We start from the raw sequence: 18,539 nt of genomic DNA on the forward strand, positions 1-18,539 counted from the left end.
TTACCGGAGGAGATCGGGTCCGACCCGCTCGCCGAGGTCGTGGCCTGGGCCCTGGAGCATCTGCACGAGCAGTTCGACGTGGAGACGCTCGCGGCGCGCGCCTACATGAGCAGGCGGACCTTCGACCGCAGGTTCCGTTCGCTCACGGGCAGCGCACCGCTCCAGTGGCTGATCACCCAGCGGGTGCTGCAGGCGCAGCGGCTGCTGGAGACCTCCGACTACTCGGTCGACGAGGTCGCGGGCCGCTGCGGCTTCCGCTCCCCGGTCGCGCTGCGCGGGCACTTCCGCCGCCAGCTCGGCTCCTCCCCCGCCGCGTACCGGGCCGCCTACCGGGCCCGTCGTCCGCAGGGGGTGGCGGAGAGCACCGCGACGGTGGTCGAGACGATGGTGCCCAGCCAGGGGCCGCCGTCCGGACGCCGGGGCTCCCCGTTGTCCTCCGCACCGGTCGCCGTGGCGGCCGCGACGGGTCCCGGGGAGCACTCCCTGCCCGGCCCCGACGCGTTCGCTCCCGGACGCCCGGCCCTGCCGGGACAGCGGAGCGCCCCGTAGGGTGGGGCCCATGAACGACCGCATGGTGTGGATCGACTGCGAGATGACCGGGCTCTCGTTGACGGACGACGCACTCATCGAGGTGGCCGCCCTGGTCACCGACTCGGAGCTGAACGTGCTCGGCGAAGGGGTGGACATCGTGATCCGCCCGCCGGACGCGGCCCTGGAGACCATGCCCGAGGTGGTGCGGCAGATGCACACCGCCTCGGGCCTCCTCGACGAGCTGGCCGGGGGCACCACCCTGGCGGACGCCGAGGAGCAGGTCCTGGCCTACGTCCGCGAGCATGTGAAGGAGCCCGGCAAGGCCCCGCTCTGCGGAAACTCGGTCGGTACCGACCGCGGCTTCCTGGCGCGGGACATGCGGGATCTGGAGAGCTACCTGCACTACCGGATCGTGGACGTGTCCTCGGTCAAGGAGCTGGCCCGGCGCTGGTTCCCCCGGGCGTACTTCAACAGTCCGGACAAGAACGGCAACCACCGGGCGCTGGCGGACATCCGTGACTCCATCACGGAGCTCCGCTACTACCGGGAGGCGGTCTTCGTCCCCCAGCCCGGCCCGGACTCCGAGCGCGCGAAGGAGATCGCGGCGCGCCTGGTGACCCCGGCCACACCGTAGGAACCCGCTGGTCACGGGGGTGAGAGCGCCCGCGGACCGGCCCCGGGAAACGGGGGCGCGAGCACCCTCCCGGACCCTGTACACTTTTTCTCGTCCGGTCGGAAACGACCGGGCGACATGGTGGGTATAGCTCAGCTGGCAGAGCACCTGGTTGTGGTCCAGGATGTCGCGGGTTCAAGTCCCGTTACTCACCCTGAAGGAAGGGCCCCGGTCTTCGGACCGGGGCCCTTCCGGTTTCTCCGGCCCCCTCGGGCCCTCACTCGGGGCGGTGCGTCACGTGACGCACCGCCCCGAGCACACCATCCGCATCAGGGCCGCTCCGCCCGTCACGACGAGTCGCGGACCACCAGCTCCGTCGGCAGCACCACCGAAGGGCGCTCGTCGCCCGGGGTGCGGCCCGCGATCTCGTCCAGGAGGAGCTGGGCCATGCGGCGGCCCATCTCCTCTATGGGCTGGCGGACGCTGGTGAGGGGCGGGTGCATATGGCGGGCGACGACCGAGTCGTCGAAGCCGACCAGGGCCACGTCCTCGGGGATGCGGCGGTCCGCCTCGCGCAGGACCTGGCGGGCGCCGGCGGCCATCACGTCGGAGGCGACGAAGACCGCGTCCAGGTCGGGGCGACGGGCCAGGAGGTCGCGCATGGCCGCCGCGCCGCCCTCCTCGGTGAAGTCGGCGGGGGCGATGAGGCGCTCGTCGGGGGCCAGGCCGGCGGCGGAGATCGCCGCGCGGTAGCCGTCCAGGCGGCGCTGGGCCCCGTACACCTCCAGGCGGCCGGTGATCGTGGCCACCCGGTGGCGGCCCCGGGAGACGAGGTGCTCGACGGCGGCCCGCGCGCCCTCGAAGTTGTCGGAGTCGACCGAGGGCAGCGGCTCGGCCGCGTGCCGGGCGCCGCTGATCACGCACGGCATGCCCAGCTGCTCCAGGAGCTCCGGCAGCGGGTCGTCCGCGTGCACGGCGACCAGGAGGACCCCGTCGACGCGGTGGGCGGTGAGGTACTGGGCGAGGCGGCGGCGCTCGCGGTCGTTGCCGACGAGGGTGAGGAGCAGCTGCATCTCGGTGTCGGCCAGGGCCGCCCCGACGCCGCGCACTATGGCGGAGAAGTACGGTTCGGCGAAGAAGCGGGTCTCCGGCTCGGGCACCACCAGCGCGATGGCGTCGGTGCGGTTGCCCGCCAGGGCGCGGGCGGCACGATTGGGGACGTAGCCCAGCTCGGCCACGGCCGCCTCGACCGCCTGCCGGGTCGCGTCGCTGACCCGGGGCGAGCCGTTGATGACCCGCGATGCGGTGCCCCGGCCGACACCGGCCCGTGCCGCCACCTCTTCGAGCGTGGGCCGCCCGCCGCTCCGTACTCGCGCTGCCGCCATGGCCGCCTCCCCGTTCCCGGTCAATTTCTCACAGCCGTAACGTCAATCCAAGTCCTGGATCGATCACCTCGACGAGCGTAAGGACAGGGTATTGGGAGCGCTCCCAAATGGGGTAATCAAAGGACGGTGGGCCCGGTCGCGGAGATGACCGGGCCCACCGTTCCCGGGAGGGTCAGGCCTCCGGGGGCAGTGCGTGACGGGCGATCACATCGCCGTACCAGTGGGCGCTGGACTTCGGCGTACGGCGCTGGGTCGCGTAGTCGACGTACACCGCGCCGAAGCGCTTCCCGTAGCCGTAGCCCCACTCGAAGTTGTCCATCAGGGACCAGAGGAAGTAGCCCCGCACATCGGCCCCGTCGGCCACCGCCCGGCGTACCGCCTCCAGGTGGCCGTGGAGGTAGGCGATCCGCTCGGGGTCGTGGACCCGGCCGTCGGCGTCCGGGGCGTCGTCGAAGGCGGCCCCGTTCTCGGTGACCATCAGCGGCAGGTCCGGGTGCTCGCGCGCGACGTCCATGAGGAGGGCGTGCAGACCGTTCGGGTCGACCGACCAGTTCATGGCGGTGCGCGGCTTGCCCTCGGCCAGGTGGAAGGCCACGTGCTCGGAGCCGGGCCACGGGGAGTGGTCGCTGCTTCCGTGGCCGTCGTTGCGGGTGTCCCCGGAGCCGTCGGCGGGCGTCGAGACGATGGTGGGCGTGTAGTAGTTGACGCCGAGCACGTCGATCGGGGCTGCGATGGCGGCGAGGTCGCCCTCGTGGATCAACTCACCCCAGTTCACGATGCGTTCGGTGTCGGTCAGCAGGTCTTCCGGGTACGCGCCCTTCAGCATCGGGCCGGTGAAGATCCGGTTGCCCACCGCGTCGATCCGGCGGGCGGCGTCCGCGTCCGCCGCGCTGCCGGTCAGCGGGCGCACCTGGTGGAGGTTGAGGGTGACCGAGGTCTGCGCGGCAGCGGGGAGGTTCGCGCGCAGCGCCTCGGTCGCCCGGCCGTGGGCCAGGTTGAGGTGGTGGGCGGCCCGCAGCGCGGCGGCCGGTTCGGTGCGGCCGGGGGCGTGGACCCCGGAGCCGTACCCGAGGAAGGCCGAGCACCAGGGCTCGTTGAGCGTCGTCCACATCGAGACCCGGTCGCCGAGCGCGCGGGCCATGATGGCCGCGTAGTCCGCGAACCGTTCGGCGGTCGCCCGCTCGGGCCAGCCGCCCGCGTCCTCCAACTCCTGCGGCAGGTCCCAGTGGTAGAGCGTGGCGACGGGCTTGATGCCGGCCGCCAGAAGCTCGTCGACGAGCGAGCGGTAGAAGTCCAGGCCGCGTTCGACCGCGGGGCCCCGGCCGGTGGGCTGGACCCGGGACCAGGAGACGGAGAAGCGGTACGCCTGGAGGCCGAGGCGCTTCATCAGGGCGACGTCGTCGCGGTAGCGGTGGAAGTGGTCGGCGGCCACGTCCCCGGTGTCGCCGTTCACGACCTTGCCGGGGGTGTGGCTGAAGGTGTCCCAGATGGAGGGGGTGCGGCCCCGCTCGGAGGCCGCACCCTCCACCTGGTACGCGGCGGTGGCCGCGCCCCACAGGAAGCCGGTCGGGAAGGGGGCCTGGGCGGCGGGTGCCTGCTGCGGGACCGTGTCGGGTCGGACGGCTGTCATGCGGGAGCGCTCCCTAGGGGAAGTGAGGGGTGTGGGGAGGGGTGGGGTGGTGCTTCAGCCCTTGACCGCGCCGGACATGATGCCGCCGACGATCTTCTTGCCGAAGAGGACGAACACCACCAGCAGGGGCAGCGTGCTGATCAGCGCGCCCGCCATCACGATGGACTGGTCGGGGGTGTACGAGGCGCTGAGCTGGCCGAGGGCCACCTGAAGGGTCGGGTTCTGCTGGTTGAGGGCCAGGTAGGGCCAGAAGAAGTCGTTCCACGCCTGGACGAAGGTGAGCATCCCGAGCACCATCATCGCGGGGCGCGCCACCGGCAGCACCACGCTGCGCACGATGCGGAAGTTGTTCGCTCCGTCGATCTTGGCCGCCTCGATCAGCTCGTACGGCAGCGCCTCGATCAGGTACTGGCGCATGAAGAACACGCCGAACGCGCTCACCAGCGTCGGGAAGATCACCGATTCGAGCTGGCCGCCCCAGCCGAGGCCGGACATCATCATGAACAGCGGGACGACGCTGAGCTGCGGGGGGATGGTGAGGGTGGCGATGACCGCGGTCATCAGCCAGCCGCGGCCCCGGAAGCGCATCTTGGCGAACGCGTAGCCGGCGAGTGTGCAGAAGAAGAGCGTGGCGAGGGTGATCGAGGACGAGACGATGACGCTGTTGACGATCGCCTTGCCGAGGTTGGCCTGCTCCCAGGCGGTCTGGATGTTCTCGATCAGCTTTCCGCCCGGGAAGAACGGCGGTGTGGAGGCGAGGACTTCGTCCTGGGTGCGGGAGGCCGCGACCAGGGTCCAGTAGAGCGGCAGCAGCGAGCCGAAGCCGACGACGGCGAGCGCGACGTACGCGAACGGGCCGCCCTTCAGCTGCTGTCCGGCGCCCATCCGGAAGCGGCTCGGGCGGGACGGCCCGCCGCTCTTCGGGGTCGGCGCGAGCTTCACGGGGGCCGCGGGCGTGGGACTGGTCAGGGTCATGAGGGCGCTCCCGGTCGGACCGCGGACGTGCGGAAGAAGCGGCCGACGATCCAGTTGGCCGCGGCGATGAGCAGCAGGAGGGCGAGCATCGCCCAGGCGACGGCGGCGGCCGGACCGAGATGTCCGAGGTTCCAGCCGTAGTTGTAGAGGTAGATGCTGAGCGTCTCGTACTGGTTCTCGTTGCCGCCGGTGGCGCCCAGCGCACCGCCCTCCAGCAGCAGCGGTTCACCGAAGAGCTGCATGGAGCCGATGGTGGAGATGACGATGGTGAACAGGATCGTCGGCCGCAGCGAGGGGATGGTGACCTTGCGGAACTGCTGCCAGCGCGACGCCCCGTCCAACGAGGCCGCCTCGTAGAGGTCGTTGGGGACCGCCTGCATGGCAGCCAGGTAGATCAGCGCGTTGTAGCCGGTCCACCGCCAGATGACGATGATCGAGATGGCGAGCTTCGACGTCCAGTGCCCGTTGGCCCAGTTGACCGGATCGAAGCCGACGAGGCCCAGCGTCCAGTTGAGCAGCCCGCCGTCCGCCCGGAACACCAGGGCGAAGACGAGGGCCGCCGAGGCGACCGAGGTGGCGTACGGGGTGAGGATGATCGTGCGCCAGAACGTGCTGGCCCGCAGGCGGTAGTTGAGGAGATGGGCGAGGCCCAGGGCCATCAGGAGCTGCGGGACGGTCGAGATGACGCCGATCAGGAAGGTGTTGCTGACCGAGGTCCAGAACTCGGGGTCGTTCAGGATCTTGTCGAAGTTCTCCCAGCCCACCCACTCCATGGAGTCCAGGCCGGTCATCGAGACCCGGTGCAGGGCGATCCAGCCGGTGTAGAGCAGCGGGTAGAGGCCGAAGGCCCCGAAGATCAGGAAGAACGGCGCTATGTACGCGTACGGGGATGCCTTGTCGTCGAACCGCCACAGCCGGCTGCGCCACACCTGCCGTCGCTCGTCGGTCGGTTCCTTCTTCGATGGGCGGGGCGCATGCGCGTACGCATCCCGGGTGGGGGTCGAGGTTGCCACGGGCGGGGAGTCCTTCCCTGGGTGCGGCTGGGGGTCGGGCGGGTGGGCCGGGGCGGGCGGACGGGTCAGCTGCCGCCCGCCCCGGACGGTCGGATCGAGGTCAGCCGATGGCCTTGTCGATCGTCCGGACGGCCGCGTCCCAGGCGTCGTCGGGGCTGGTGCCGCGCTGCTCCATGTTGTTGATCTGGGTGGAGATGGAGTCCTTGATCACGCCGTCCTTCGGGCCGAGGACCGCCTCGGGGATGGACTTGGCGCCGTCGGCGTAGATCTGGCCGATGGGGGCGTTGTTGAAGTACGGCAGGGTCGCGTTCTTCACGTCGGGCAGCTCGTAGGCGCCCTGGTTGGACGGGAAGACGCCGATCGCCTTGAAGACGGCGGCCTGCTGCTCGGGGGCGGTCAGCCACTTGACGAGCTTGGCGGCCTCGTCCACGTTCTTTCCGGACTTGGGGACGGCGAGGAAGGAGCCGCCCCAGTTGGCGGAAGTACCGCCGGGGGCGCTGGTGATGTCCCACTTGCCCTTGTTGGCGTCACCGGCGTACGTGGAGATCTGGCCGGCCATCCAGGCGGGGCAGACAACGGTGGCCACCGTGCTCTTGCGCAGGGCCGCCTGCCACTGGTCCTCGAACTGGGCCAGGCCCTGCGTCAGCTTCTTGGACGCGGCCTGGGCGGCGAGCTGCCAGCCCTTCTCGACGCTGGCGCTGTCCTTGTAGATCGGCTTGCCGCTCGCGTCGTAGTACTGCTCGGGGCTGGAGCTGACCACGGCGTTGAACATGGCGCTCGCGGAGTCCATGAAGTACGTGCCGGAGGGGGCCTTCTTCTTGTACTGCTCGCCGAGGGCGAGGTAGGCCTCCCAGCCGCCCTCGGTCAGCTTCGCCACCTCGTCGCGTTCGGTGGGCAGCCCGGCCTTCTCGAACAGTTCGCGGTTGTAGCAGAGGGACATGGGGCCGATGTCGGTGCCCGCGCCGATGACCGCGCCGCTGGGGGCGGTGGCCTGCTTCGCCTTCCAGGACACCCACTCGTCCACGCCGATGACCTTGGAGAGGTCGGCGAAGGAGTCCGCCTTGGTGTCGACGATCTCCTTGATCCGGCCGACCTCGATGCCCTGGACGTCGGCGAGGCCGCTGCCGGAGTTCAGCTGCTGGAGGAGCTTGGGGTAGTAGTTCTTCTCCTCGGCGGTGGTGTCCTCCTTGACCGTGATCTTCGGGTTGAGCTCGTGGTACTTCTCGAAGAGCCCGGCCTCCTTGTAACCGAACTGCCCGAAGTCGGCGACGGTCAGGGTGATGTTGCCGTTCGCGTCGGCTCCCTTGTCCGAGTCGGACGAGCCACCGCATCCGGTGAGGAGGAGGGCCGTGACCGTGAGGCCCGTGGTGGCCACGAGGGCGGTTCTGTGGCGTCGACCGGCAACGCTGCGGGTGATGCGCATTCCACTGCTCCTTGTTCCGGGGGTCCGGCAATGGCGCATGGGAGCGCTCCCATGCATCGTTGCCGGAAGGTTGCTGCCTCCAGGGGGTGGGTGTCAAGAGTTGAAGACGATTCCGTTGCCGAGGGATGTCCGGGGCGTCACGGCAGGGGTCTTGGCCGACCCTCCCGTCGGAAGGTGAACGGGGGGCGCCCCGGGTCGGGTGAGGTGCCGGCGCACACCACCCCTGTTAATTTCTCCCCTATGCACCTTTTGATCATCCTGGCCGCCGACATCAGCACCGGTGAGTGAGGCGGGATGGGCGTCCTGCGCGACCATCCCGAACTGGCTCTCTTCTTCTGCCTCGGGGCCGGCTATCTCGTCGGCAAGCTCCGCGTCGGCCCGATCACGCTCGGCGGTATCTGCGGCACCCTGATCGTGTCGCTGCTGATCGGCACCCGGCACGTCAGCGTCGACGACGACGTCAAGACGGTCTTCTTCGCGCTGTTCATCTTCTCGCTCGGCTACCTGGCCGGGCCGCAGTTCTTCGCCAACCTCAACCGCAAGAGCCTGCGCTTCTTCACGCTCTGCCTGATCGAGCTGGTCTGCGTCCTCGGGATCGCCTTCGGGCTCGCCAAGGCCTTCGACCTGGACGTGGGCACGGCCTCCGGGATCCTGGCCGGGGCGGCCACCGAATCCGCCGTCGTGGGCACGGCCACCGAGGCGATCGGGAAGCTCAGCGACCTGACCTCCGAGCAGATCACCCAGTATCAGGGGCATGTGGCCACCGCCTACACGGTCTGCTACCTCTTCGGCCTGATCACCATCGTGCTGTTCACCAGCCAGATCATGCCGATGCTGCTGCGCATCAACCTGGCGGACGCCTCGCGCGAGCTGTGGGAGAAGATGCGCGGCGGACAGACCGGTCTGGAGTCCGACGAGCGCGAGGCGCTGCCCGGCATGGTGGGCCGCACCTATCTGGTGACGCGGGCCGACGGCCGGACCGTCGGCGATCTCCAGAGCGCCCTGGGCGGCCGGATCACCGTCGAGGGGGTCAAGCGCGGCAGCAAGCTGCTGACGCCCTCCCCCGGTCTGGAGCTGACGCTCAGCGATCTGGTCCAGGTGGTCGGGGAACGGTCGGCGATCATCGACGCGGGCCGGGAGATCGGCCCGGAGACCCCGGCCGTCCCGGGGCTCGACACCCCGCTGGCCACCAGCCAGGTCGCCGTCACCGAGAAGGAGACGATCGGCGCGACCATCGACCGGCTGGAGAAGCGGCACCCGGAGTTCCGCAAGGACGGCGTGTACATCACCGATGTGCTCCGCAACGACCAGCATCTGCCCGCCAGCGGGGAGACGGTCCTCGCCCGGGGCGACGTCCTCACCCTGGTCGGCGCCCGGGGCGGGCTGAACCGGCTCGTCGCCAAGCTCGGCGCGGTCGTGAAGAACGACGCCACCGACTTCGTCTACCTCGGCTTCGGCATCGTGGCGGGCTCGCTGCTCGGCCAGATCGTCGTCAAGCTCGGGGACGTCCCGATGTCGCTCGGCACCGGCGGCGGCTGTCTGATCTCAGGTCTCGTCTTCGGCTGGTTCCGCTCCCGCAGCCAGACCTTCGGGGCTTTCCCGCCACAGGCCGCGACGACCCTCAAGGACATGGGGCTGGCCGTCTTCATCGCCTGTACGGGACTGGCGGCGGGCCCGCAGGCCTGGCCGCTGCTGAAGGAGTACGGGGCGCTGCTGCCGGTCGCGGGCATCGCCATGGTGCTGGTCCCGGCGACGATCTCGCTGATCGTCGGAACCAAGCTGCTGAAGATCGAGAAGCCGCTCCTGATCGGCGCCATCGCCGGCCAGCAGTGCTCGACCCCGGCGATCACCTCCATCACCCAGGTGGCCCAGAGCTCCGTCCCGCTTCTCGGCTACACGATCACGTACACGCTCTCCAACTTCCTGCTGCCGCTGACCGGGCCCATCCTGGTCGGCGTCCTGGGGGCCTGACGTGACCGCATTCCGCGCCCACCGACCCGTACGGAACGGACACCACCATGCCGAAGACCCGCCTCAGCCGTGACGAGATCCGGTCCTACGCCCAGCTCTCCCCCTTCGAGCTGAAGGACACGTTCATCCGGATCGCGACGGACGCGCAGAGCGACCGGCCGGGCCAGAAGGGGAAGACGACCCGGGCCATGCTCAACGCCGGTCGCGGCAACCCGAACTGGGTCGCCACCGGCCCCCGCGAGGCGTACCACGCGCTCGGCTACTTCGCGATCTCGGAGTCCCGGCGGGTGTGGACGGCCGACAACCTGGGCGGTATGCCGGAGGAGACCGGGTGCGCGGAGCGCTTCGACCACTTCGTCCGTACGCACCCGGAGCTGCCGGGCATCGAGCTGCTGAAGGCGAGCGTGGACCTGGCGGTGAAGCGGTTCGGCTTCGACCGGGAGGCGTTCCTGCACGAGCTGGCGGACTCCTCGATCGGGGACAACTACCCGGTGCCGGACCGGATCCTGCACCACACGGAGGAGATCGTGCGCGGCTATGTCGCGGACGAGATGTTCGACCACCGGCCGCCGGAGGGGCAGACGCTGAGTCTGTTCGCGACCGAGGGCGGCACGGCGGCGATGTGCTACATCTTCGACTCGCTGATGAAGAACGGGATCCTGGAGAAGGGCGACCGGATCGCCCTGATGGTGCCGGTCTTCACCCCGTACCTGGAGATCCCCGAGCTGGACACGTACGACTTCGACGTGGTGCACGTGCAGGCGAGCCTGTTCACCGAGACCGGGGTGCGGCAGTGGCGCTACCCGGAGGAGGAGGTCGCCAAGCTCGCGGACCCCTCCATCAAGCTGGTCTGCTGCGTCAACCCGAGCAACCCGCCCTCGCTGGCGCTCTCCACCCGGGTCTCCGAGCAGATCGTGTCCGTCGTCGCCGAGAAGAACCCGAACCTGATCATCGTGACGGACGATGTGTACGGGACGTTCGTGGAGGGCTTCCGTTCGCTCGCGGCCGACCTGCCGCGCAACACCCTCCTCGTCTACTCCTACTCCAAGCACTACGGGGCGACCGGCTGGCGGCTCGGGGTGATCGCGCTGCACGACGACAACGTGATCGACGCGATGCTGGCGGAGCAGGACCGGGAGCAGAAGGAACGGCTCAACAGGCGTTACGGGTCACTGACGTTGGAGCCGGAGAAGATGCGGTTCATCGACCGGCTGGTGGCGGACTCCCGGCAGGTGGCGCTGAACCACACGGCGGGGCTCTCGCTGCCGCAGCAGGTGATGATGGCGCTGTTCTCGCTCTTCGACATGCTGGACGAGGGGCAGGCGTACAAGCACCGGATCCGGTCGATCGTGCGGCAGCGGCTCGAACTCCTGCTGGAGGGCGCGCACATGAAGGTCTCGGAGGATCCGAAGCGGGCGGCGTACTACATCGAACTGGACCTGCTCGCCGAGGCGGAGCGGGTCCACGGGAAGCCGTTCGCCGACTTCCTGGAGCAGAACTACGAGCCGGTCGACCCGCTGTTCCGGCTGGCCGAGCAGACCTCGGTGGTCCTGCTCAACGGCGGTGGGTTCGACGGCCCGGAGTGGTCGGTGCGGGTGTCGCTGGCCAATCTGGACGACCTGGACTATCTGAAGATCGGGCACCATCTGCGGGCGATCTTCGACGCGTACGCGGAGGAGTGGCGGGCGGGTGGCACTTCCAGCCCGTCCGGCGTTTGAGGACATCTCTGTCCGTCCTGTACGACGGCCGGGGAGCCGGTATCCCCGCCGCCACCGGGGCGAACGGTGGCGGCGGGGGCCGACGTGGGGGCCCCGGGGGGAGGTGGGGGCTCGACGACTCCCGGGGTTGCTTCACGAGCACGCTATCGCCTGCGGAACGGGCGAAGAGGGCATTACGGACACGGGGCGGCGTTCTTAGGTTCCGCTTAAGGAACGCATCGGAGCGGGTTAATGCGGCGGTCCTGCGGCGGCCCGGTTCTCCTCGCGCCGCTGCCGGCCGATCCGGCGCCCCACCCGGCGGCCGTGGCCGCGCCGGCCGCGCTCGGGGCGGTTGCCGTGCAGGCCGATCCAGATCCGGACCTCGGTGCCGCCGAGGACGGACCGGCCGATGCGCAGGTCGCCCCCGGTGGACTCGGCGACCCGGCGCACGATGTCCAGGCCGAGGCCGGTGGAACCGCTCGACCCCGCGCGCCCGCTGGCGCCCCGGGCGAGGGCCGCCTTCGGGTCGTCGATCCCCGGGCCGGCGTCGGAGACGAGCACGATGACCGCGTCGCCGCTGTGGTGGACGTCGACGGCGAAGGCGGTGCCCTCGGGGGTGTGGCGGAAGACGTTGCCGAGCAACGCGTCGAGGGCGGCGGCCAGTTCGGGGCGGGCGACGGGGATGCGCACCGTACGGTCGACTCCCGCGAGGCGCACCTCGCGGCCCTCGTCCTCGGCGAGCGCCGACCAGAAGCCCATGCGTTCGCGGATCACCTCGGAGGCGTCGCAGCCCGCCCCCGGCTGCCCGCCCTGGGTCTGCGGGCGCTGTTCGCGGGCGGTGCGGATGATCGTGTCGACCTCGTGCTCCAACTGCTGGACGGCCGCCCGGGTCTGCTCGGCCGCCGGGCCCTCGCCGAGGGACGCGGCGTTGAGCCGGAGGACGGTGAGCGGGGTGCGCAGCCGGTGCGAGAGGTCGGCGGCCAGCTCGCGCTCGTTGGCCAGGAGCTGGACGACCTGGTCGGCCATGGAGTTGAACGCGACGGCGGCGGACCGCAGTTCGGTGGGCCCCTCCTCGGGGACCCGGGTGCCGAGGCGCCCCTCCCCCAGGTCCTGGGCGGCCCCGGCGAGGCGCTGGGCGGGCTGCACCATCCGTACGCCGAGCCGGTCGGCGACCGCGACCGAGCCGACGATCAGGGCGACGCCGACGCCCGCCAGCATCAGCCAGGCGGTGGCGACCCCGTTGGAGACCTCGCCCTCGGGGACGAACACCTCGACGACGGCGATCTCCCCGGTGCTCAGCGCGGTCGGCTGGAGGAGCGCGAACCCGCCGGTGACCTCGCTGATGGAGGCCCGCCCGGCCTTGCGCACGGTCTCCACGTCCTTGGGGGTGGCGCGCCGGGTGCCGATGTCGAGGGGCCCGTCCGCGGCCCCTTCCCCGGCCCTGGACCTGTCGGGGGCGGGGACGTGGACGGCGAGGTGGCCCCGGTCGCCCGGTTCGGTGGACAGGACGGCCCGGGTCAGTTCCTCGCGGTCGGTGGTGATGGAGAGGGTCGGGGCGATGGTCCCGGCCTGGCGTTCGGCGTCGGAGAAGGCCCGGTCGCTGGCCATCTCCCGGATGACGAGTCCGAGCGGTACGGCGAAGGCGATGACCACCATCGCGGTGACCGCCAGGCAGACCTTGACCAGGGCCCATCTCATGCGGGCGGCTCCGCGACGGGCGCGTCGGCGGGCGGCTGGAGCTTCACGCCGACGCCGCGCAGGGTGTGCAGATAGCGCGGCCGGGCGGCGGTCTCGCCGAGCTTGCGGCGCAGCCAGGACAGATGGACGTCGATGGTCTGGTCGTCGCCGTAGGACTGCTGCCAGACCTCGGCGAGCAGCTCCTTGCGGGCGACGACCACACCGGGCCGCCCGGCCAGGAAGGTGAGCAGGTCGAACTCGCGCCGGGTCAGGTCGAGTTCGGCCCCGTCCAGTTCGGCGCTGCGGCGCAGCGGGTCGATGGAGAGCCCGCCGACGCGGATGACCCGGGGCGGCGGCGCCTCGCCCCCGGCGGCGCGCGAGCGGCGGAGCACGGCGGCCATCCGGGCGGAGAGGTGCTCGACGGAGAACGGTTTCGTCAGGTAGTCGTCGGCGCCGTCGTTGAGCAGCCGGACGATCTCGCTCTCGTCGTCCCGGGCGGTGGCGATGATGACGGGCACATCGGTGATGGACCGCAGCATCTTCAGCGCCTCCGCACCGTCCAGATCGGGCAGCCCGAGGTCGAGGATGACCACGTCGAAGCGGAAGTGCGCGACCTCGCGCAGCGCTTCGAGCGCGGTGCCCACGCTCCGTACCGTGTGGGAGGCCTCACTGAGGTGCCGGATGAGGGCGGAACGTACGAACTGGTCGTCCTCGACCACGAGCACACTTGCCATGGGCGGCACCGTACGCCATGGCGAGGGGCCCGGTCCCGGCCCCGTCGGAATCCTCCGCAAAGGCCGGAGAAGGGCGATTGACCCCCGTCGGCCCGGGCGGATTCGAGGCGGCCGGGGCGAGCCAGGAGAGGCCCGGGTGGTGCAGGATGTGCCGGATGCAACGAGGACTCGTACACGCGCTGGCGTGGTCGCTCGCCACTGGCGCGGCGGTCACGCTCTCGTGGTGGGGTGTGCACACGGTCATGACGGGGACGGCGTACGACCCGCCCCGGGCCGTACCGATCTCGGTGGGCGCGGGGGCCCCGCAGCGCATCGGGCAGAGCACCGAGGAGCCGCTCGTCTCCTCGACGCACCGCACGACGCCCTCCCCCTCCGCCTCGCCGAGCACCGGTGACGCGCGCCCCTCGGCGTCGCCCCCGCGCCCCTCGCGTACGCCGTCGGCGACCCCGGCGAAGCCGCCCGCGCGGTCGGCTCCGGCGAAGGCCTCGGGGCAGGTGAAGAGCTATCGGACCGACGGCGGCCGGGTGGTGTTCGAGCTGGGCAAGGAATCGGCGAAGCTCGTCTCGGCGACGCCCGAGCCGGGCTGGTCGATGCAGGTGTGGACGAACGACGCCTGGATCCGGGTGGACTTCAGCGACGGGGGCGGGGAGGACGGCACGACGTACTCGGTGTTCTGCACCTGGAACGGGACGCCGCCGACGGTGCAGATCGTCGAACCGTAGGCCGTGGTGGCCTGATCAGGGATTCTCGAAGACGGATGGCGGGGGCGCGGGCGACGGCTTGGCCGCCGCGTCGGTGACGACGGCCGCGCCGCCGGTGAAGTCGGTGAGCGCGCGGCCGTGTTCGACGCGGCCGGGGTGCGGGTCGCTCGCCACCCGCCGGGTGAACTCCGCGACCGGGAGCGGCAGGGCCGAGGCGAGCAGGACCGCGTTGCCGAAGCGGCGGCCCCGCCACACCACCGGGTCGGCGGCCAGCGCCAGTTCGGGGAAGACGGTGGCGGCGGTGGCGACCTGGCCGCGCAGATGGGCGAGCGGGGGGCCGTCGGCGAGGTTGGCGGCGTAGCGGCCCTCGGGTTTCAGCACGCGGCGTACCTCGCCGAGGAATTCGGCGGAGGTGAGGTGGGCGGGGGTGCGGGCTCCGCTGAACACGTCCGCGATGACCAGGTCGGCCCAGGCGTCGGGGAATCTGCCGAGCCCTTCGCGGGCGTCGGCCGCCCGGACCCGGATGCGGGCCTGGGGGTCCGGCGGGATGTGGTCACGGACGAACTGCGTCAGGGGCGCGTCGAGTTCGACGATCTGCTGGGTGGAGCGGGGGCGGGTCGCGGCGGTGTACCGGGCGAGGGTGAACCCGCCGCCGCCCAGGTGCAGGACGTGCAGCGGCTGGAGCGGGGGCGCGGCGAGATCGATGATGTGGCCGAGGCGGCGCTGGTAGGCGAACGAGAGGTGCGTGGGGTCGTCGAGGTCCACGTGGGACTGCGGGGCGCCGTCGATCAGGAGCGTCCAGCCGTGCGGGCGCTCGCGGTCGGGCCGGAGCTCGGCGACGCCGCCGCCGACCGGCCGGGAGACGGCTTCGCGCTCGCCCCGGCCCGCGCCGCGCCCGGAGCCCTGGCGTTCCTGGCGGCCCTTCGCCTTCGCGCCCCCGGTGGCGGCCTTGTCCGCGCTCTTCCCCTTGGCCCGGCCCGGCGTTCCTCGACGTGCCACGTTCGCTGGTCCTTGCTGGTGGGGGCCCGGGGTCGCCGGCCTGGCGGAGGTGTGCGGAGGTGTTCCGCCCGTCCGGCCATTATGGGCCAGGGGGTGTCCGGCCTGTCCGGTCCTGATCCGCCGGACACCCCCTAGCGGCAGCTGTCGGCCGCCTCGATCAGCCGGGCCGCCTGGTCGAGGGCGGCGCGGAGCACGGCCGGGTCGGTGACCGGGGCGTCCTCGGCGGGCGGGAGCAGCCAGCCGGATCCGGAGACCGGCGGCTCGGCGGGGATGCGCAGCCCGCGGCCGTCGGTCCGCGTACAGGCGCTGCCGGGTACGTCCCAGGCGTCGGCGGTGCCCGGCGGCACGAGGAAGCCGAGGGTGTCGCAGGCCCCGTCGTGCAGGACCGGGCCGACGGCCTCCTGATCGCCGGCGCGACGGAGGATGTCGACGGCTTCCAGGCCCTGCCGGGCCGGGACCGTGACGAGGTCCAGGGGCGGCGGGTCCGCCGGGGCGGGGGTCGTCGCGGTCGTCCGTGAGCCGGTCTCCCTGCCGAGGTGCAACAAGGGAACCCCTCCTCTCATCGCCGAACGGAGCCACACTCCGTCTCCACATGGACCAACGCCGCGGGGGCGTCAAGGGCTACGGGCCCACACCGCCGCAAAGGGTGGCAGTTCATGGCGGATCACGGGCGGTATGCCCGCTTTCGCAACGAAACGCTGCGTGTGCGCCTCGTCACAGCAGGTACGTTCATGCTCCGCCGGGACACCGGAACTCCGGGGAGGCCGGAGCGACCGGGGAGGCCCGGGGACCGCCGGGTGGCACGACCCCCGGCTGCACCAGAGAGGGGCCGGACATGGCGTCGACAGGGGCAGTTCCCAACCTCGCCTTCCGTCAGCTGCGCGGACAGCGCTCCGCCGGGGAGTTCGCGGCGGCCGTCCGCAGAGCGGCCCGGGAGATCGGGGAGCAGGTCGCGTGCGACGCCCGGTACATCGGACGCGTGGAGTCCGGGGAGATCCGCTGCCCCAACTACGCCTACGAGCGCGTCTTCCTGCACATGTTCCCCGGGGCCTCCCTGACCGACCTGGGGTTCTCGGCCCGCGAGAGCGTACGGGGGCGGGGTGCCCGGGTCGTGTCGGAACCCCCGCCTCCGCCCGGAGCCGCGTCCCCGGGGCCGTCCCCCCACCCCCCGTCGCACCGCGACACCGATACCGACGACATCCCCGAGGAGAGCGACGTGCTGCGTCGCGTGTTCATGACGAGCGGCACCGCCACGGTGGCGGCCGCTTCCCTGGGTCTCGGCGGGGCGCCCGCCTCCGCCCGGGTCTCTCTGCCCACGCAGCGCCGGGTCGGCGAGGCGGAGGTGCTCGCCGTCGAGAAGGCCGTACGGGACATCCGGCTGCTGGACGACCGGCACGGCGGTGACGGGCTCTACCGGCGGGCCGCGCAGCCGCTGCGCGCGGCGTACGAGCTGCTGGACGCCGGGAGCACCGCGCGGCGCGCCACCTCGGACCGGCTGCACGCGGGCGCGGGTGAGCTGGCCATCTCGGTGGGGTGGCTGGCCCATGACTCGGGCCGCTTCGACGACGCCCGCTCGCACTACGCGGAGGCGCTGGCCACGGCGCGTCTTGCGGGGGACGCGGGGCTGGAGGCGCACGCGTTCTGCAACACGTCGTTCCTGGCCCGGGACGCGGGGCGGCCGCGCGAGGCGGTACGGGCGGCGGAGGCCGGCCAGCGGGCCGCCCGCACGCTGGGGTCGCCCCGGCTGCTGGCGCTGCTCGCGCTGCGGGAGGCGGGAGGCCGGGCGGGGCTCGGTGACCGTACGGGGTGCGACCGGGCGATCGGGCGGGCGCGGGCGGCGTTCGACCGGGGCGCCGCGGCGGGCGACCCGGAGTGGATGAGCTTCTTCCGGGAGGCGGAGCTGGAGCTGCTGGAGGCGCAGTGCTGGTCGGCGCTGGGCGACTGGTCGCGGGCGGCGCGGCACGGGCGGCGTGCGGTGGTGCTCCAGGACGCGCACTTCACCCGCAACCTCGCGCTGTACCGGGCCCAGCTCACGGGTGACCTGGCCCGGGCGGGCCGGGCGGACGAGGCGGCGGCGACGGGGCACCAGGTGCTGGATCTGCTGACCCGGGTGCAGTCGTCGCGGATCCGGGGGATGTTGGCGGGGGCGGCGGCGGTCCTGAAGCCCCGGACCGGGGCCGCGGAGGTTTCGTCGTTCCTGACCCGCCACGGATCCGGCCCGTCCGGCGCGTAGGGCGACGCCCCCTTCTTCAGCGCGTTCCGGGGCGCGCAAACCCAGCCCGTCCGGCGTTTGAGGACGGAACCGTTGAGCGCGTTCCCGGGTGCGCAGCAGGGTCTCCCCCGCCCCGGGGGTCCGTGAAGTCCCCGCCCACCGACCGCAGGGTTCCGTCCTCAAACGCCGGACGGGCTGGATGTGGCGCGGGCGGGCCGAACGAGCAGGCACAGGCGCAAAAGGTGCGGGCGCCCCGCGAGGTCAGCGGTCCAGGTGGCCCGTGTCGTTCCAGCGTTCCACGGCCGGGAGGCCGTACGCCCAGCCCAGGACCGACAGCGACGTCGGCTCCAGGCGGATCCGCGCGCCGAAGGACAGGTCCTCACCGAGCCAGCGGGCCCCCAGCGCCCGCAGAATGTGGCCGTGGGCGAAGACCAGCACGTCCCGGTCCGAAGACCGCGCCCACGCGACGATCTCGTCCGCGCGGGCGGTGACATCGGCGACGGACTCCCCGCCCGGCACCCCGTCCCGCCAGATCAGCCAGTCCGGCCGGTCCGCCTTGATCTCGGCCGGGGTCAGCCCCTCGTACGCCCCGTAGTCCCATTCCATCAGCGCGTCCCACCGCTCCGCCCGTTCCCCGAACCCGGCGAGCCCGCAGGTCTCGGCGGCCCGGACGAGCGGGCTCGTGCGGACCTCGACGCCGGGCAGCCCCGCCCACGGCGCCCGGTGCAGCCGCTCGCCGAGCAGCTTCGCGCCCTCGCGGCCGCTGTCGAGGAGCGGGATGTCCGTCCTGCCGGTGTGGTTGCCCCGGACCGACCACTGGGTCTGGCCGTGCCGGGCGAGCAGGATGCGCGGTGCCATGAAGGCTCTCCCTGGAACGCTGGTGCTGGGTTCTTCCATCATCCCGTACCGGCCCGCCAGGCAACCTCCCGGCCCCGGCGGGCGTCCCACCCTGCGCAGTCCCCGGCCACGCATCGGACC

General features: G+C 71.9%; 16 protein-coding genes and 1 tRNA gene. 7 read left to right on the top strand and 10 right to left on the bottom strand.

Annotation, left to right across the window (positions count from 1 at the left end):
• The 3 genes from IE134_RS34235 to IE134_RS19265 form a co-directional block, all read left to right on the top strand.
• The coding region (locus IE134_RS34235) for a helix-turn-helix domain-containing protein (RefSeq protein ID WP_229823656.1) at nucleotides 1-549 on the top strand (549 nt) is incomplete at its 5' end.
• A 10-nt stretch (nucleotides 550-559) separates the two neighbouring features.
• Nucleotides 560-1,165, top strand: a complete 606-nt coding sequence (gene orn, locus IE134_RS19260) for an oligoribonuclease (protein WP_010062830.1) — start codon at nucleotides 560-562, stop codon at nucleotides 1,163-1,165.
• 120 nt (nucleotides 1,166-1,285) lie between these two features.
• A tRNA-His gene (locus tag IE134_RS19265) sits at nucleotides 1,286-1,358 on the top strand.
• Between the two features lie 133 nt (nucleotides 1,359-1,491).
• On the opposite strand, the gene IE134_RS19270 is transcribed toward IE134_RS19265, so the two are convergent.
• The 5 genes from IE134_RS19270 to IE134_RS19290 all read right to left on the bottom strand — a co-directional run bounded on the left by IE134_RS19270 (nucleotide 1,492) and on the right by IE134_RS19290 (nucleotide 7,570).
• Entirely contained in the window at nucleotides 1,492-2,529 is a 1,038-nt protein-coding gene (locus IE134_RS19270) for a LacI family DNA-binding transcriptional regulator (protein ID WP_189431184.1), read from the bottom strand.
• 172 nt (nucleotides 2,530-2,701) lie between these two features.
• Nucleotides 2,702-4,159 (bottom strand): GH1 family beta-glucosidase, encoded by a 1,458-nt coding sequence (locus IE134_RS19275; protein ID WP_030708542.1) that lies wholly within the window; start codon nucleotides 4,157-4,159, stop codon nucleotides 2,702-2,704.
• A 54-nt stretch (nucleotides 4,160-4,213) separates the two neighbouring features.
• Nucleotides 4,214-5,134, bottom strand: a complete 921-nt coding sequence (locus IE134_RS19280) for a carbohydrate ABC transporter permease (RefSeq protein ID WP_030708544.1) — start codon at nucleotides 5,132-5,134, stop codon at nucleotides 4,214-4,216.
• The gene (locus IE134_RS19285; RefSeq protein ID WP_030708546.1) at nucleotides 5,131-6,147 is read right to left on the bottom strand and encodes a carbohydrate ABC transporter permease; all 1,017 of its coding nucleotides are present in this window, start codon (nucleotides 6,145-6,147) and stop codon (nucleotides 5,131-5,133) included. The genes IE134_RS19280 and IE134_RS19285 overlap by 4 nt, the downstream gene beginning before the upstream one ends.
• A 100-nt stretch (nucleotides 6,148-6,247) precedes the next feature.
• Nucleotides 6,248-7,570 carry an ABC transporter substrate-binding protein gene (locus IE134_RS19290; RefSeq protein WP_030708548.1) on the bottom strand — a complete coding sequence of 441 codons (1,323 nt, stop codon included), beginning with the start codon at nucleotides 7,568-7,570 and terminating at the stop codon, nucleotides 6,248-6,250.
• A 294-nt stretch (nucleotides 7,571-7,864) separates the two neighbouring features.
• Here IE134_RS19290 and aspT point away from each other — a divergent pair, with 294 nt between their 5' ends.
• Nucleotides 7,865-9,541 carry an aspartate-alanine antiporter gene (gene aspT / locus IE134_RS19295; RefSeq protein WP_030708550.1) on the top strand — a complete coding sequence of 559 codons (1,677 nt, stop codon included), beginning with the start codon at nucleotides 7,865-7,867 and terminating at the stop codon, nucleotides 9,539-9,541.
• Between the two features lie 47 nt (nucleotides 9,542-9,588).
• The gene (locus tag IE134_RS19300; protein WP_030708552.1) at nucleotides 9,589-11,259 is read left to right on the top strand and encodes a bifunctional aspartate transaminase/aspartate 4-decarboxylase; all 1,671 of its coding nucleotides are present in this window, start codon (nucleotides 9,589-9,591) and stop codon (nucleotides 11,257-11,259) included.
• A gap of 228 nt (nucleotides 11,260-11,487) precedes the next feature.
• Here IE134_RS19300 and IE134_RS19305 read toward each other — a convergent pair whose 3' ends face one another.
• A complete protein-coding gene (locus tag IE134_RS19305) occupies nucleotides 11,488-12,936 on the bottom strand; it encodes a sensor histidine kinase (RefSeq protein ID WP_030708554.1) in 1,449 nt (482 codons plus the stop codon).
• Nucleotides 12,933-13,649: a response regulator transcription factor gene (locus IE134_RS19310; RefSeq protein WP_030708556.1), complete on the bottom strand. Its 717-nt coding sequence runs from the start codon at nucleotides 13,647-13,649 to the stop codon at nucleotides 12,933-12,935. The genes IE134_RS19305 and IE134_RS19310 overlap by 4 nt, the downstream gene beginning before the upstream one ends.
• Before the next feature lie 155 nt (nucleotides 13,650-13,804).
• Between IE134_RS19310 and IE134_RS19315 the strand changes: the two genes are divergently transcribed.
• Entirely contained in the window at nucleotides 13,805-14,371 is a 567-nt protein-coding gene (locus tag IE134_RS19315; protein ID WP_030708562.1) for a superantigen-like protein SSL4, read from the top strand.
• Between the two features lie 15 nt (nucleotides 14,372-14,386).
• On the opposite strand, the gene IE134_RS19320 is transcribed toward IE134_RS19315, so the two are convergent.
• Nucleotides 14,387-15,349: a spermidine synthase gene (locus IE134_RS19320; protein WP_030708564.1), complete on the bottom strand. Its 963-nt coding sequence runs from the start codon at nucleotides 15,347-15,349 to the stop codon at nucleotides 14,387-14,389.
• Between the two features lie 131 nt (nucleotides 15,350-15,480).
• Nucleotides 15,481-15,894, bottom strand: coding sequence for a hypothetical protein (locus tag IE134_RS19325; protein WP_030708565.1), 414 nt, complete (start codon nucleotides 15,892-15,894; stop codon nucleotides 15,481-15,483).
• Nucleotides 15,895-16,184: 290 nt separating this feature from the next.
• On the opposite strand from IE134_RS19325, the gene IE134_RS19330 reads away from it, so the two are divergent.
• A complete protein-coding gene (locus IE134_RS19330; RefSeq protein ID WP_189431186.1) occupies nucleotides 16,185-17,582 on the top strand; it encodes an NsdA family TPR-like regulatory protein in 1,398 nt (465 codons plus the stop codon).
• 240 nt (nucleotides 17,583-17,822) lie between these two features.
• Here IE134_RS19330 and IE134_RS19335 read toward each other — a convergent pair whose 3' ends face one another.
• Nucleotides 17,823-18,419: a histidine phosphatase family protein gene (locus tag IE134_RS19335; protein ID WP_030708569.1), complete on the bottom strand. Its 597-nt coding sequence runs from the start codon at nucleotides 18,417-18,419 to the stop codon at nucleotides 17,823-17,825.
• Nucleotides 18,420-18,539 lie beyond the last annotated feature (120 nt).

Origin of the sequence: Streptomyces rubiginosohelvolus (genome assembly GCF_014649875.1) — a bacterium.
Classification (GTDB): domain Bacteria; phylum Actinomycetota; class Actinomycetes; order Streptomycetales; family Streptomycetaceae; genus Streptomyces; species Streptomyces rubiginosohelvolus.